Here is a 14699-nt window from a genome sequence, read left to right on the forward strand (position 1 = left end):
GGCCCCACAGTGCACTGGGCTATCGCCCGCCAGCGCCCGAAACCATCATACCAATGGATCGCAGGCCGACAATGCACCAACAATCAATTTGGACCAGTCAGATGAGGCTGCTCAAGCGAGCTATGCATGCGTTCCCGCGCAACAACAATTGGTTACTTTTGACATATTGATAGGACGGCCTCGCACTCCTGAAAGCAGGCCGGGCACTCAACCAGAGATCGCTTCACATAAAACCGCTTCAGCTATGTTCCCGGTTCGTTATGGCACATTCGTCAACTTTGGGTTTCGGATAGCAGCTGGTTCAATTGAACCTTTTGCGTCCGTACTGTGTTTCCAACATGTTGACTGAAAGATGGGGATTGTCCACTTCTACAGCAGCCAGATAGGAAACCTGACGCAAGCTCTACTCAAGCAACAAAGCGCCGCTTAGGTCAAAATGCTTCGGGAACATTGCGCGCAGAAATCGAAAAACAATTCTCATTGCTTCGTCACGATCAAATGAATCCGGGTGGAGTAGGTAATCTGTCCACATGCCTTCCAGCATTGCGAGTGTGCCGTGCGTAGCATCCCTAGCAACTTGATTAGGGTGTTCGGTTCCAGCTTCTTTCGCAATTCGAGCGAATGCGTTGAAAACCAGATTACGAAGCTTAGCATCGCGGGTATCTGAAAACGCAGCGATTGCCGCTCTGTTTCGGGCCTCGCCTCGAAACGCGTACCAAATGGAAACGTTTTTCTTATTGAGAATGGCTTCACTCAAGTCGCCGCGAACAATCATCTCAATATGTTCCTGTCCGGTTTGCCCGGTCGTTTCCAACAAGTCGTAAATGCCATTGTAGTATTGTTCGGATGAGTAGCGGGCGGCTTCGTCAACCAAATTGTCTTTGCCGCCAAAATGAAGGTGAATCATGCCGCGGGACAGTTCGGCGCGTTGAATGATTTCGCTGACGGAAGTCTCGGAAATCCCTTTTTCTGCAACCGAGTCGAGTACTGCCTCGATCAGGGAAAGGCGGTTTCGCTCGCGTATTTCTCGTCGTCTTCCAGTCATTGGATCAGGCGGCTCTGTTTGTTTTCAGTCTCTTGCGGTGTCTTCTAATGGCCGGTGTGAAATTGGCCATCCCCAGTTGCGAAATTATCAGTTGACACAGCTAGTCCAAAAATTCCAGATTTAAATGGACGATTGTCCATTTTGTGATCGACATTGTCGTGCCACCGAAAACGAAGCTCAGCAGGGAAGCATGGCCGGAGTACTACGAAGTGAAACGGGCAAGGGCCTGGCACTGAGCGCGCCGGCGACGTTCTATGTCGGCCTGCTCGTGGCTGTTCCGCTTTGCATTCTTGTCGCCTACAGCTTTTGGACCCAGACCTATGTCGAGATTGACCGCACACTGACCTGGGCGAATTACCAAGAGGCGTTTACCGACCCGCTGGTTCGACATCTGATGATCCGGTCGGTCGCGATTGCGGGGGCAGTGACATTGGCGACGGTCGGTCTGGCCTATCCGATTGCCTACTTCATCGCGTTTCGGACGCAGAAAAAAACCCTCTGGCTATTGCTGATTACCATCCCGTTTTGGAGCAGCTACCTGCTGCGGGTGTTCAGCTGGAAATTGATCCTTGGCTTCAATGGGGTGATGAACTCAGCATTGATTTCGCTGGGGCTGATACAGGAGCCGCTTACATTCCTGCTCTACAATGAATTCGCTGTTGTCCTTACACTTGCACATGCCTGGGCGCCGTTTGCGATCCTGCCGATTTATGTGTCGCTGCAAAAGATCGACCGCAGCCTCTTGGAGGCCGCAACCGATTTAGGGTGCAGCAAGTTGGAACGGTTTGTGCGCGTAACTTTGCCCCTGACGGTGCCAGGGATCATCGCCGCTTGTTTGATCATTTTCATCCCCACGGTTGGCGACTATGTCACGCCAGCCTTGGTCGGCGGTTCGCAGGGAAAAATGGTGGCCAATTTGATCCAGGTTCAGTTTGGCGCGGCCAATAATTGGCCATTGGGTGCAACCCTGTCTCTGCTTGCCATGCTTTCGGTCGGTTGCGTCGCAATCCTGTTTGTGGTGGTCGTCACCGCACTGGGGCGGAGGATCAGATGACCAAGGCTATTCGTATCCCATGGTTGCTTGTTTACGCGATCGCCTATCTGGTGTTTTTGTACCTGCCAGTTCTGCTCTTGCCGCTGTTTTCATTTAATGACGGAACCATCGTGGCTTTCCCGCTAAAGGGGTTCACGTTGAAGTGGTACGCGCAGTTAGGTCAGCAAGACACGTTGCTGCAGGCGATGGTCAATTCGCTGATCGTCGGCAGTGTGACTGCCTTGATGGCGACGTCTCTGGGCCTGTTCGCCGCGCGCGCCTATGTCCGGTACCGTTTCAAAGGAAGGGAATTCTCCGAAGGTCTGGTCATGCTCCCGCTGGTCGTGCCCGGTATCATTGTCGCCAGTTCGATGTTGGTACTGTTCATCAGCGTCGGGTTGAAACCTTCACTGACAACCGTGATTCTTGGGCATGTGTTCGTGGCTTTGCCCTTTTCCGTATCGATCATGAAATCGGCCTTTGACGATTTCGACCAGTCGTTGGAAGAGGCTGCCTTCGATCTCGGCGAAAGCGTTGTGGGAACCTTTCGGCGTGTCACTCTGCCTATTGTTGCGCCCGGCATCATCGCCAGCATGCTGGTGACATTCACCGTGTCGTTTGATGAATTTGTCCTGGCCTTTTTCCTGTCCGGGAACAGCCCGACATTGCCGGTCTATATCTGGAGCCAGATCCGCTTCCCGGCAAAATTACCCAACACGCTGGCGCTTGGGTCGTTGCTTTTGCTGTCTTCGGTCCTGCTGTTGTTGATTGCCGAGTATTTCCGCCGCCGTTCCACCCAGTCATCGGATTGAAGCCAAAGGAAATGAACAAGATGAGCGAACAGAACATCATCGAAATTCAGGGCGTTGAAAAACGCTTTGGCTCCTTTGTGGCTGTGTCCGATCTGAACCTGACCTTGAAAGAGGGTGAGTTTTTTTCGCTGCTTGGGCCTTCGGGCTGCGGCAAGACCACGGCCCTCCGCATCATCGCCGGGTTTCAGGATCACGAAGAGGGCGAGATCCGGATTGATGGGCGCGTAATGGGCGAGGTGCCTGCCAACAAACGTCCCACCAATATGGTGTTTCAAAGTTATGCAATCTTTCCGCACTTGAATGTGGGCGACAATGTCGGGTTCGGTTTGCGCAAGACAAAGCTCTCGCGCAAGGAAATCAAGGAGCGCGTTGCTGAAGCGCTTGAGATGGTTGAACTTGGCGGCTTGCAGGACCGTAAGGCCAATGAATTGTCGGGCGGTCAGCGTCAACGCGTGGCGCTTGCTCGTGCGTTGGTTATGCGGCCGAAAGTGCTGCTGTTGGATGAGCCTCTTTCCGCGCTGGACAAAAACCTGCGCGAAGCCATGCAGCTGGAAATGCGCCGTCTGCAGCAAAAGCTTGGAGTTACCTTCGTCATGGTCACGCATGACCAATACGAGGCGATGACCATGTCCGATCGCATCGGTGTCATGTTTGCTGGGCAGCTCAAGCAGGTCGACAAGCCCGAAGTTCTGTATTCTCAACCGTGCAATCGGGAAGTGGCTTCTTTTATCGGTGGAATGAACTTTCTGGATGCTGAGGTAACGGCTGAAAATTCTGAAACGCTGGAAGTAACTGTTCAGGGGTTTGGGCAGATGACGATTGGGGTGAATCCAAACGTTCATATGCATGACAAAGAACTGCTGGTCGGCGTTCGGCCCGAACAATTGGATATCAGCGCAGAAAAACCGGAAGGCTACGACGCTTATGTTCAAGGCGTGGTATCGGACGTCGCCTTCTATGGTGAGAGCGTCCATTATTATGTGCGCATCGACGGATTGCCCGAAAGCATCGCCGTCGCAGTGCCCAACTACTTTCACACAGTCGATCACAGCCGGGGCGATACCGTCTGGCTTGGTGTTCAAAGCGCCTCGGTGATCGATTTGGGCAAACGTGAATCATGAATCTGTGGGAGGAGACAAATGAGTAAAACAGCACCACTTATGGCAGCAGTAGTTGCCACCTTTGCCGCCAGCCAAGCTCTGGCGAACGCCGCTGATCTGACCGTTTTTGACTGGTCCGGATATGAGGATCAGGGTTTCTACGGCGACTATGTCGAAAAATACGGCGGCGCGCCTAGCTACACCTATTTTGGCAGCGTGGAAGAAGCGTTCACAAAGCTTCAGTCCGGTTTTGAAGCTGATTTGGCCCATCCCTGCACGGATGCCCTGAGAAAGTGGGTAGCGGCAGACATGATCAAGCCGATTGACACCAGCAAGCTGGAAAACTGGGACAAGCTGATGCCCAAGATCAAAGAGGTCGATGGCATCACCATTGATGGGCAGACCTACATGGTTCCGTTCGAATGGGGCAATACTGGTCTTATCTATCGAACAGATATGATTTCGGCAGATGACGTTTCGCTGCAATTGCTTGCCGATTCTGCATATCAGGGCAAAGTCGCCATTCCGGACGCCGCTTCCAGTGCCTTTGCAATGGCGGCATTGGCAACCGGCGCCTCCAGCTATACCGATATGAGTGACGAGGAATTCCAAAAAGCGGCGGACTACCTGCGCGCGATTCATCCGAACGTGCGCTTTTATTGGTCTGACGCCGGCCAACTGGATCAGGCAATTGCCAGCGGTGAGGTCACGCTGGGTTGGGGATGGAACCAATCGGAACTGAACCTGATCTGGAACGAAACGCCAGCGGTCATGATGCGTGATGTAGACAAAGGTATCGCAACTTGGGTCTGCGGTTATGTGCATCTGAAATCTGCCAAGCAGTCGGATGAGCAAGTCTATGACATGCTGAACGCGCTCAGCTCTGCGGCAAGCGGTAAATACATCATTGAAAGCTGGGGTTATGCCCACGCCAATGAAGACGCTTTTGCACAGGCAGACCCGGAGCTGATCGAAACCTACGGGTTTTCGGATGTGGACAGCTTCTTTGAAGGCAGCCTGTTCTTTGACGCTGTTAACCCCGAGCTGGAGGCCAAGATGTTGAAGGAATTCGAGCGCATCAAAGCTGGCTTCTAAGGGCCCTCTTACAACACAGCCGGGAATGGTGGGGACGTAGAAATCCTTCCATTCCCACGAACCAATTTCCAATTTCCTTGGAGGAAGCGCGGCAATGTCAGGCGCTGACGAATATTCTGTTCTCTTCGAACCGGTCAAGATCGGGCCAGTAACGGCTCGAAACCGGTTCTACCAGGTGCCCCACTGCAATGGTTTGGGTCATTTGCGACCTCAGGCCGAAGCTGCCATGCGGGCGATGAAAGCCGAGGGCGGTTGGGCGGTGGTGTCCACTCAGGAGGCCGAGATTCATCCGACTTCAGATTTGTCTCCTTATTCTGAAAACCGAATTTGGGACGATCAGGATATTCCCGCACTGCGTCTGATAACCAACTCAATTCATGAGAAGGGCTCGCTCGCGGCAATCCAATTGGCGCATAACGGGCACCATGCCCAAAACCACCTGACCCGCGCGCCTCTGCTGGCCCCATCAGAACTTGTCTTGCAGACTCCATACCCGAAACAGGCAAGGGCAATGGACAAGGCTGACATTCGAGAATTTCGCAAGTGGCATCGCGCGGCGGCTCGTCGCTCGCGCGAAGCCGGGTTCGACATTGTGTATGTCTATGCGGGGCATCACATGACATTGCCTCATCATTTTCTGCTGCCGCAGTTCAATGATCGGACGGATGAATATGGAGGTTCTTTGGAGAACCGGGTGCGACTGACCCGCGAGCTTCTGGAAGAAACCAAGGAAGAGGTCGGAGATGATTGCGCCATTGCCCTTCGGTTTGCGGTTGATGAAATGCTCGGGTCAGAGGGGATGCAAGCGCAGGAAGAAGGCCGTGCAGTAGTCGAATTGCTGGCCGAGCTTCCAGACCTTTGGGATGTTAATGTGGCGGATTGGAGCAACGACTCTGCGACGACCCGGTTCGAGCCCCGCGACGGCTTTCAGACCACATACATCGAGTTCGTGAAACAGGTGACTTCTAAGCCTGTTGTGGGCGTCGGGCGTCTTACGTCGCCGGACTTGATGGCGTCACTGGTCAGGAAGGGCATCCTTGATTTTATCGGCGCGGCGCGACCATCCATCGCCGATCCGTTTCTGCCCAACAAAATTAGGGAAGATCGCATCGAAGAAATACGTGAGTGTATCGGTTGCAATATCTGTGTTTCATCCGACTCTCTCGGCGTCCCAATACGCTGTACTCAAAACCCGACTATGGGTGAAGAGTGGCGGAGGAAATGGCATCCTGAGATCATTGAGCGTCGGGTAAACGAGGAAGCTGCGCTTGTTGTCGGCAGCGGACCAGCCGGACTTGAATGCGCCATGCAATTGGCGCGGCGGGGCTACGAGGTAACTCTGGCGGAAGCAAAGCATGAGTTCGGCGGCCGTGTGATGCAGGAAGCTGCCCTGACCGGGCTATCCGCTTGGAAGCGCGTGACAGATCACAGAATCTACGACCTGCAACAACGCGGGAACGTTCAACTGTTCACCGACAGCCGTTTGTCAGCCAGTGAGGTCATCGAGTTGGGTATACCGAACGTCTTTGTTGCAACCGGCGCAAAATGGCGGCGAGACGGGCGCGGGAAATCTGCATTTCACGGTGCACCAATCGGTTTAGGTTCTCAGATTTTCACTCCGGATGACATTGTGGCCGGAGTCATGCCGCAGGACGGCCCGATTGTGGTCTACGATGATGATCAAGCCTATCTCGGTGGAGTCTTGGCTGATCATTTGGCTCAGGTTGGGCGAGAGGTTGTCTTTGTAACGCCGGCCTCAATAGTTTCGCCGTTTACCGAATTGACGTTGGAGCAGACTAAAGTGCAACGCAGTCTTTTGGAAAAAGGCGTTCGTCTGAACCTGTCCCAGACCTTGGCCGGTGTCGCGCCCGGCCAGGCGACATTGCAGTGCGTCTACACGGGGCGAGAGAACTCCATTGAATGCAGCTCCGTGGTACTGGTGACGCAGCGAATGCGAGAAACCACTCTTTACGACGAGCTTTGCGGTTTGACAGCAAGTCCGCTGAAAACGTTGGAATTAATCGGAGATGCCGCAAACCCCGGCTTGATCGCGGATGCTGTATATTCGGGTCACATGGCTGCCCGGAATTTCGAACGTAACGCGGACGACATCGACCGTGAATTCTTCCGCCGGGAAGTCATTTCCCTTGAATCTGCATGAGGTGCGCTATGCCAAAAGATGACTTGCAAGTAATGCGCGACTTGATGGATGCGCAGCGGGAAGGTTTCGCCATGCCGCGCCATTTCTATACCTCTCAGGCAGTATACGACAACGACATCAGCACGTTCTGGAACCGCAACTGGATCTGGGTCGGCCATGTCAGCCAGGTCGCCGAACCGGGCGACTACTTCCTGTTCGATTACGGCCCGGAATCCATCATCATCGTTCGGGATCGCGAAGGCGAGGTGCGCGCGCATCTGAACGTGTGTCGCCACCGTGGATCGCGGGTTTGCATCGAACAGAAAGGCAAAGCCCGCAACTTCATATGTCCGTATCATGCATGGACATTTGACCTGAACGGCAAGCTACGAAACGGGCGATCGATGGGACAGGACTTTGACCCAAGCCAGTATGGGTTGTTCCCTGTTCAGGTGAAGACTTTTCAGGGTCTGATCTTTGTCTGCGCCGCAGAAGATGCTCCGCCGCTGGATGCTGCCCTTGAAAGGCTGGCCCCGCTTTCAAAGCCGTTCGATTTTGAAAACCTGAAGGTCGCGCATGAGGCGTCATACCCGGTTCCGGCAAACTGGAAACTGGCTTTGGAAAACTACTTGGAATGTTATCACTGCGCGCCATCCCATCAGGATTATTCGCGTAGCCATTCTCTGAAAGACCCTGCTCAGGTTCTGGAGTTCAGCGGTGCGCTTCATGAGCGGATGAACGAAGCCGGAATTCCCACTGAGGAGCTTGATCTGACGGGAGAAAATGCGGACGCGCCGGGCGCAGATGTTTATTGGCGGCGCTACCCCTTGTTCCCCGGTTATGTGACCGGCAGCAAGGATGGAGCGCCTCTGGCGCCGCCTTTGGGCGAACTGAAATCTCTCGATGGCGGAGCAACTGATCTGGGCATCGGCACACTGAACTACTTCCTCGTCTATGCAGATCACGTGGTTGGGTATCGGTTCGTCCCGCGTGCCCTGCAAGAAACAGATATTCAGATCGTCTGGTACGTGCGCAGCGACGCAGAACAGGGCCGCGACTATGACAAGGATGCGCTGACATGGCTCTGGCATGTCACATCGCTCGATGACGAGCGGATCATACGGCACAATCAGGAAGGCGTGAACTCGCACCATTTCGTCCCAGGGCCGTTGTCCGAGATGGAATGGAGCATTCCCGGTTTCTATCGCAACTACTTCAGCATGATCTGACACGCTCAGAATTCGGAGACTAAACATGACAGAGTTAACGCAGCGCAGATCACGACGGCGCGGTGGTGGGCGTGAAGCACGTGCAGCAGTGCGGACCAGCAATGTCGCTTCCCAAGCAATCTGGCCGGGCATTTCGGGTGGACGATACAGGCCTCTTTCAGACGCGGACATGTCGCGTATTCATGAAGCCGCCCTTGGCATTCTGGAGCGTACGGGTGTCGGTGATCCAACACAGGAAGTTCTTGATCTAGTGCTGCCCAAAGGGGCAACGGTGAACGAGTATGGTAGGCTGTGCTTTCCTCGCGCGTTGATGGAAGATCTTTTAGCAAAGGCGGCCAGCGAATTTTATGTCCATGCGCGCGGATCTCGGGCCGGTAAGGACGATATGCACTGCACCAAGGACAAGGTGTATTACGCAAACTCCGGCACTGCTGTGACAACGTTCGACGCAGAAACGCGCAGTTACCGGCCATCAACTCTCAAGGACATCTACGATTTCACCCGTCTGGTAGACCGGCTCGACAACATTCACATGACTGGCGACACGGTTCTGGCAACGGATGTGCCGCAGGACTACGAGCATGACATGAGCATGCTCTACGCGATCTTGGCGGGTTCCGAAAAGCCATCCTGTCTGACGTTCCGTACGCGCGAGCATATTCAGGACGCGATCCATTTATTCGATCTGGCTTCGGGCGGGGAGGGCAAGTTCCTTGAAAAGCCCTCGGTCATTTTTGGCGGTTGCCCCATTGTTTCACCGCTTAGGTTCGGGCGGGAAAACCTGGAAATCCTGATTGATACAGCGAAGATGGGACTTGTCTGCGATTTGGCTGTTCCGCCACAAGCTGGGGCGACTTCACCTGCGCCGTTGGCCGGAACACTGGCCCAGGCCGTAGCTGAGACCTTGTCATGCGTCGCCATTGCAAACTTGATCAATCCGGGCACCCCGGTCGTCTTTGCGGCATGGCCGTTTATTACCGATCTGCGCACCGGTTCCTTCACTGGTGGAAGCGGAGAGCAAGCGTTGATCTCCGCGGCGGCAATTCAGATGGGCAACTTCTACAACCTGCCGACCAGCGTCGGGTGCGGCATGACGGATTCCAAGATACCTGATGCGCAATATGGTTTGGAGAAGGCGCTGACCTTCGCGTTGGCAGCCCATGCTGGGGCCAACCGGCTCTGCGAATTTGGCGGGATGGTTGGCAGCCTGATGGGCTGTAGTTTCGAGTCCATGGTCATCGACAACGAGGCTGCTGGTATGATCTCAAGAACACTTCGTGGGATCGAGGTGAGCGACGACACGCTGTCGGTCGACGTCATTCATGAATGCGCAATTGATCCCGGTCACTTCCTCGGCAACGCGCAGACTTTGCAATACATGGAAACCGAGTATGTCTACCCGACACTGATGGACCGGGAACTAACAGATACCTGGGAGAAAGCCGGTCGTCAGGACATGTTCGAACGGAGCCGATCCGTTGTGGATGACATTCTGTCCAATCACTATCCGAACTACTTTGGCAGCATGGTGGACGAAGAGGTTCGGTCCTGGTTCCCGATCAAATTGCCCCCCGAGGCAATGCGCGCTGGGTAAGCGCCGCTGAGCGTAGGGCGGGCTTCGCGGTTGCGCCTAAGTTTTGAATACGCCTTGGTGCGTCAGGTCTTCGGTTGTCAGCCGGATTCCTTTTTCAAGGATGTCAAACATCTCGTTTAACTCGCCCTCCGTGATGATCAGCGGAGGGGAGAACACACACATGTTGATGATGGGCCGCAAGATCAGCCCGTTTTCCTGGCAATGGTGATCAATCATCGCACCAACGGACTTATCAAGATCCAATAGATTGTTAGCCTCGGCGTCCGCAACGCACTCAACGCAACCAACCAGTCCCATACCGCGGGCATCGCCGACCAGCGGCAAGTCGGCCAGAGCCTGAAGACGCTCTTCGAAAAAGGGTGTGATCGCGCGGACATGTTCCATAACGCCGTCACGCTCCATAATTTCAATGGTTTTCAAACCTGCCGCCGCGCTCACTGGGTGGCCCGAATACGTGAAACCATTTGAAAAGGTGGCATCCTGCCCGTTGTCTCCGCTCACATCTGCAATCAGCCGGTCAGAGATAATACAGGCCCCCATGGGTACATACCCTGACGTCATGCCTTTGGCGCAGGTGATGATATCAGGTTGAATTCCAAAGACGTCTTCCGAAGCAAACCAATGTCCAAGCCGCCCAAAACCGGTTACGACCTCGTCTGAAATATACAGGACATCGTATTTCCGGCAGATTTCCAGGCAGCGCTGATGATACCCCCGTGGAGGCACAATGACGCCACCAGAGCACAAGATCGGTTCAGCGATGAAAGCAGCGACCTTGCCTGCTCCAGTCTGCAGGATCGTGTTCTCCAGATCAGCAATTTTTTCGTCCAGGAAATCATTGATCGTCTGATCGGGGCGACGCGTATACGGGTTCACATTCGGTAGGAAACGCGTAAGGTCCGAGGCCTGATCCAACCAACCTTTGTCGCGCTCTTTTCCGGAAACCGAGGCCGCCAGGTACGTCGATCCGTGATAGGCCTTCTGCCGTGAGATCACGATCTTCTTTTCAGGTTTGCCCAGCAGGTTGTTGCGGAATTGTACAAAACGTATGGCGCTATCAACGGCCGTTGATCCACCCGTTGTGAAGAACACGTGGTTTAGGTCACCCGGGGTTCTCTTGGCAATCTCATGTGCCAACCGGGCTGGAGCCGAGTTGGCATTATTGAAGGGCGAAAAATACGCCATCGCTTTCGCCTGCTGCGCCATCGCATCGGCAATCTCGGTGTTTCCATAGCCCAGTTGAACACACCACATCCCGGCAGGCCCGTCTATCAGGCGCTTTCCGTCCTCGGTCACGACGTGGACACCAAGACCGCTTTCGGCAAAAGTTCGTTCATTTTGGCCTAGGTACGACATCCCCTCCCACGGGTGCAGGAAGTGTTTGTTGTCCCAGTCACGTACAGACTGAAAATCGGAGTTCAAGAGTGTCATTTGGAACCTGTATGAAACACTTATCACAAAATGAACAAACATTCATTCAGTGTCAATCCTTGAACTTCTGCTCCTCTAGATGCGACAAGTAACATGCGCGTTCCTCAACAAAGGAAAAAGACATTTCTGCCAAGACTGATATCCCAACCAATGCACGAGATTTGAGCAAGCTGCAGAACCGAAAGCAGTTGATCCATGCGGCAGCAGACGCAATCCATAAGTACGGAATTCGCGGAACGACCTCGGCAAGAATTCAGGAGCTGTCAGGGTTATCGCGGGGAATGGTGAACCTGCACTTTGGCTCAAAGGAGAAGCTGCTGCTCGCCGTGGCAGAGGAGCTATCAGCGCGCTATGCAAGGCAATGGAAGGCAATCGCAGATAACCCTGAGTTTGGCCCTGCGGACAAGCTGATCTCTATCATAAAAGCTGATTTCGACCCGTTGGTCCTTAATGCGCGGGACGTTGCGATCTGGTTTTCGTTTCGGGCCGAAGCGCTCTCGAATCCACACATTTTTCCTTTCATCGACTCGCGGGACAAAGGTTTCCGAGCGGTGATCCAAGACCTGTTGAAGCAAATTGAGAGTGAAGGTGAGTACGAAGACATCGACGCCAAACTAGCAACAGACGCTTTGATTGCTTTGCTGGAAGGACTCTGGACCGACTACCATTTGCACTCAGAAATCTTCAATCCCGAGGAGGCTTTGAAGATTTGCCTGTATGTATTGCAGTCAATGTTTCCGAAGCACTTTGTGACACAGTCGTTTCACATGTGACCGCGACAAAATGATTGAGAGTGTACTACGGTTAATCACAAACCAGTTCGGGTTTCGCGGTTCAATCGGCGCAGGTCGTTTATCATTGCTTTGGCCAGAGAGACGCACATGAGCAGCAAGACGACACTGAACGGCAGCGCACCGATTATCATGGAATTGGTCAAAGCCTCTAATCCGCCGCCGCCAGCGACAAGCAGAGTTCCAATGACAAGGGCCAGAAGAACGCCCCACAGGATACGATGAAGCGGGCTGGTGTCTTCAGACCCACCGGACATGATCGTGTTCATCACAAGGATGCCAGAGTCGGCGGAAGTAACAAGGAATGTCATGGTTAACAGCACGCACATGACACTCACTACCGTGAGCAAGTTGCCCGATATCATTTCCCCCAAGGTGACAAACAGTGTTGCCGTCGTTGATGCGGTCAGGATAGATCCATTTGCATCCCCGTTAAGCTCCAAATCGATGGCGGCCCCACCAAGTATGGCCATCCACGCGAAGCACACGAGGGAAGGGGCAATGACGGCCCCAAGTATGAATTCGCGTACGGTTCGTCCCCTTGAGATACGCGCTAAGAAAAGGCCGACAAAAGGCGAAAACGCGATCCACCATGCCCAGTAGAATGTAGTCCATCCGGCCTGCCATCCGAACAACCTGCCTCGTGTGCCCGCGTCATAAACTGCAGTCTTGGTTGCATCAGAAAGACCGGCTGAATCGTTGCTCAAACCCTCAAGATAGGTTGCTTTTGTTCCCCATGGATCAGTTGCACCTGCGAAGAGTTCGCCAACAAAGGGCGCCGCCTCGGCTGGCAATACGGAGGCAAACTCGACTTCGGAAATCGGTCGAAAAGCCTGGAAACTCAGAGGGACAAAGTTTTTGATATAGTCAACCAGCGCTGTAGCATAGGTCGTCGCCGCAAATGCGAATGAGCCATAAACAATAAATACCGCCAGCAATAACATTGAAAAGAGAAGATTAATGTTTGACAAGTACTTGACACCACGCCCCACGCCAGAGACGGCTGAGAGTGTCGACATAATCATAACAACGATCAACGCCGTAATTAGGCCGGCGGTCGACGGAATCATTTTGGTTACGTCTTTCTCCACAAGCCAATTCGCACCAGTAATTAGAAACGCACCGTCCACTAATTGAGAAACGCCATATCCGATCGTTACCGCCACGCCGAGTATTGTCGCAACGACGCCGAGCACATCGATCACATGCCCTGCAACACCGTTTGAGTATTCTCCGAGCAATGGGGTCAGTGCGGTGCGGATTGTTAGCGGCATGCCTCTTGTAAACGAGTAATAGGCAAGGCTAAGGCCGGTGACGACGTATATTGCCCAGGCGTGAAATCCGGTGTGCAAAAATGTATAGCGGTAGGCTCCTTGAATTGCGTCCTCGCTTTTGGGTGTGATTTCCCCGGAAATAGTCAATGGATTGGTTTCCCAAAGGCCAAGTGGTTCAGCGGTTGCATAGACCATTAGGCCCACGCCCAGACCCGCCCCAAATATCATCGAAAACCATGAGAAGTTCGAAAATTCCGGTTTCTCATCTTCTAAGCCCAACCTTATTCGGCCAGTTGATGGAATAAGCGCGACAAGGAAGAGGAAGAGTACAAATAATCCAACGGAAAGGTTGTAGAAGGTATTGAACTCGGACAGCATTCCTGACTTCCAAGATCGCAGTGTATCGTTCGCTGATAGTGGCCAAACCAGCGCCCAGAGAACAAGCAGAGAAACCGAGAGTTTGCTGACTAGAGCAATCGGCAGGCTATACCCTTTGTAAAAGCCAGTCCGCTGAGTCCTTATTTTGAGGTCTGTGAAAGGTTCTTCAAGCGCCATGTTTTCTCGGTCTTGCATAAATTGACTGCTTTGCACGCCGCACTGCCAGTCGCTGGGTTCCAGACTAGATTACTTTCAGACAGAATAGGACTGCAGCTGCGGAAGCGATAGCTGAGAGGAAGAACTTTGAGTCGCAAATGGCAAAACCTTTGCGGTTATGAAATTTTGAATGACTCAAAATCAAAGGCTTAGCCATTGTTCAATGGCAAAACTATGTGTCGCACGACACTTTGAATTCATTGGAAAAAATGGCGGTTTTTACCAGCTACCCGCCAACATACCCGCCAAAGTGGTGGCTAGTTTCGAATGGCCTATAGACAGCGACGGATTGATACCGGGAAATAACTCGTCAGTTCAAACTTACTATGAGTTACCTGATCGGGTTCAGCCAAATATTCTATCCGTTTACTGATTTTTGCTGGGCGACAGACTTCCATACAAGTTCTAAGTTAACTCCTAGGGTCAGGATGCATTGATTTTCGCTGCGCTGCGTGACTCACGGCTCCCAGAACGGAGCGGAGACATGAGCGATCTTTATTGACGAACCGACGCGCAGATGGCGAAGCTTGTCCCATTTTTCCCGAAGTCGCACGGCAAGCC

Annotated in this window: 11 protein-coding genes and 1 pseudogene; 9 read left to right on the forward strand and 3 right to left on the reverse strand. The window is 53.4% G+C overall.

Annotated elements, in window-relative coordinates; all coding sequences use genetic code 11:
- Window positions 1-403: 403 nt before the first annotated feature.
- Window positions 404-1045, reverse strand: a complete 642-nt coding sequence (locus GOW56_RS21500; protein WP_171207145.1) for a TetR family transcriptional regulator C-terminal domain-containing protein — start codon at window positions 1043-1045, stop codon at window positions 404-406.
- 190 nt (window positions 1046-1235) lie between these two features.
- Between GOW56_RS21500 and GOW56_RS21505 the strand changes: the two genes are divergently transcribed.
- The 7 genes from GOW56_RS21505 to GOW56_RS21535 all read left to right on the forward strand — a co-directional run bounded on the left by GOW56_RS21505 (window position 1236) and on the right by GOW56_RS21535 (window position 10048).
- Window positions 1236-2099: an ABC transporter permease gene (locus tag GOW56_RS21505; protein ID WP_171207146.1), complete on the forward strand. Its 864-nt coding sequence runs from the start codon at window positions 1236-1238 to the stop codon at window positions 2097-2099.
- Window positions 2096-2890, forward strand: a complete 795-nt coding sequence (locus GOW56_RS21510; protein WP_171172755.1) for an ABC transporter permease — start codon at window positions 2096-2098, stop codon at window positions 2888-2890. Before GOW56_RS21505 ends, GOW56_RS21510 begins: the two co-directional genes overlap by 4 nt.
- 20 nt (window positions 2891-2910) lie before the next feature.
- A complete protein-coding gene (locus GOW56_RS21515; RefSeq protein ID WP_171121018.1) occupies window positions 2911-4011 on the forward strand; it encodes an ABC transporter ATP-binding protein in 1101 nt (366 codons plus the stop codon).
- Between the two features lie 18 nt (window positions 4012-4029).
- Window positions 4030-5085, forward strand: coding sequence for an extracellular solute-binding protein (locus GOW56_RS21520; RefSeq protein WP_171121020.1), 1056 nt, complete (start codon window positions 4030-4032; stop codon window positions 5083-5085).
- A gap of 94 nt (window positions 5086-5179) precedes the next feature.
- Window positions 5180-7246 (forward strand): FAD-dependent oxidoreductase, encoded by a 2067-nt coding sequence (locus GOW56_RS21525; protein ID WP_171207147.1) that lies wholly within the window; start codon window positions 5180-5182, stop codon window positions 7244-7246.
- An 8-nt stretch (window positions 7247-7254) separates the two neighbouring features.
- Window positions 7255-8454, forward strand: a complete 1200-nt coding sequence (locus tag GOW56_RS21530; protein ID WP_170380953.1) for an SRPBCC family protein — start codon at window positions 7255-7257, stop codon at window positions 8452-8454.
- A gap of 25 nt (window positions 8455-8479) precedes the next feature.
- Window positions 8480-10048: a trimethylamine methyltransferase family protein gene (locus GOW56_RS21535; protein WP_171207148.1), complete on the forward strand. Its 1569-nt coding sequence runs from the start codon at window positions 8480-8482 to the stop codon at window positions 10046-10048.
- Window positions 10049-10084: 36 nt separating this feature from the next.
- On the opposite strand, the gene GOW56_RS21540 is transcribed toward GOW56_RS21535, so the two are convergent.
- Window positions 10085-11479, reverse strand: a complete 1395-nt coding sequence (locus tag GOW56_RS21540; protein ID WP_171207149.1) for an aminotransferase — start codon at window positions 11477-11479, stop codon at window positions 10085-10087.
- Window positions 11480-11640: 161 nt separating this feature from the next.
- Between GOW56_RS21540 and GOW56_RS21545 the strand changes: the two genes are divergently transcribed.
- A complete protein-coding gene (locus GOW56_RS21545) occupies window positions 11641-12252 on the forward strand; it encodes a TetR/AcrR family transcriptional regulator (protein ID WP_253282663.1) in 612 nt (203 codons plus the stop codon).
- 35 nt (window positions 12253-12287) lie between these two features.
- Here the strand turns inward: GOW56_RS21545 and GOW56_RS21550 are convergent, their stop codons facing one another.
- Window positions 12288-14099 (reverse strand): BCCT family transporter, encoded by a 1812-nt coding sequence (locus GOW56_RS21550; protein ID WP_171207150.1) that lies wholly within the window; start codon window positions 14097-14099, stop codon window positions 12288-12290.
- Between the two features lie 523 nt (window positions 14100-14622).
- Here GOW56_RS21550 and GOW56_RS21555 point away from each other — a divergent pair.
- Window positions 14623-14699: pseudogene (locus tag GOW56_RS21555) on the forward strand (IS5/IS1182 family transposase); the annotation flags it as partial.

Source organism: Ruegeria sp. HKCCA0235A, assembly GCF_013033235.1.
GTDB lineage: Bacteria > Pseudomonadota > Alphaproteobacteria > Rhodobacterales > Rhodobacteraceae > Ruegeria.

What these genes read in the sequence shown, in the direction of transcription:
- GOW56_RS21530 (WP_170380953.1), top strand. Translation starts at nt 7,255, where the DNA reads ATGCCAAAAGATGACTTGCAAGTAATGCGCGACTTGATGGATGCGCAG.
- GOW56_RS21535 (WP_171207148.1), top strand. Translation starts at nt 8,480, where the DNA reads ATGACAGAGTTAACGCAGCGCAGATCACGACGGCGCGGTGGTGGGCGT.
- GOW56_RS21540 (WP_171207149.1), bottom strand. Translation starts at nt 11,479, where the DNA reads ATGACACTCTTGAACTCCGATTTTCAGTCTGTACGTGACTGGGACAAC.
- GOW56_RS21550 (WP_171207150.1), bottom strand. Translation starts at nt 14,099, where the DNA reads ATGGCGCTTGAAGAACCTTTCACAGACCTCAAAATAAGGACTCAGCGG.
- GOW56_RS21525 (WP_171207147.1), top strand. Translation starts at nt 5,180, where the DNA reads ATGTCAGGCGCTGACGAATATTCTGTTCTCTTCGAACCGGTCAAGATC.
- GOW56_RS21510 (WP_171172755.1), top strand. Translation starts at nt 2,096, where the DNA reads ATGACCAAGGCTATTCGTATCCCATGGTTGCTTGTTTACGCGATCGCC.
- GOW56_RS21500 (WP_171207145.1), bottom strand. Translation starts at nt 1,045, where the DNA reads ATGACTGGAAGACGACGAGAAATACGCGAGCGAAACCGCCTTTCCCTG.
- GOW56_RS21515 (WP_171121018.1), top strand. Translation starts at nt 2,911, where the DNA reads ATGAGCGAACAGAACATCATCGAAATTCAGGGCGTTGAAAAACGCTTT.
- GOW56_RS21520 (WP_171121020.1), top strand. Translation starts at nt 4,030, where the DNA reads ATGAGTAAAACAGCACCACTTATGGCAGCAGTAGTTGCCACCTTTGCC.
- GOW56_RS21505 (WP_171207146.1), top strand. Translation starts at nt 1,236, where the DNA reads ATGGCCGGAGTACTACGAAGTGAAACGGGCAAGGGCCTGGCACTGAGC.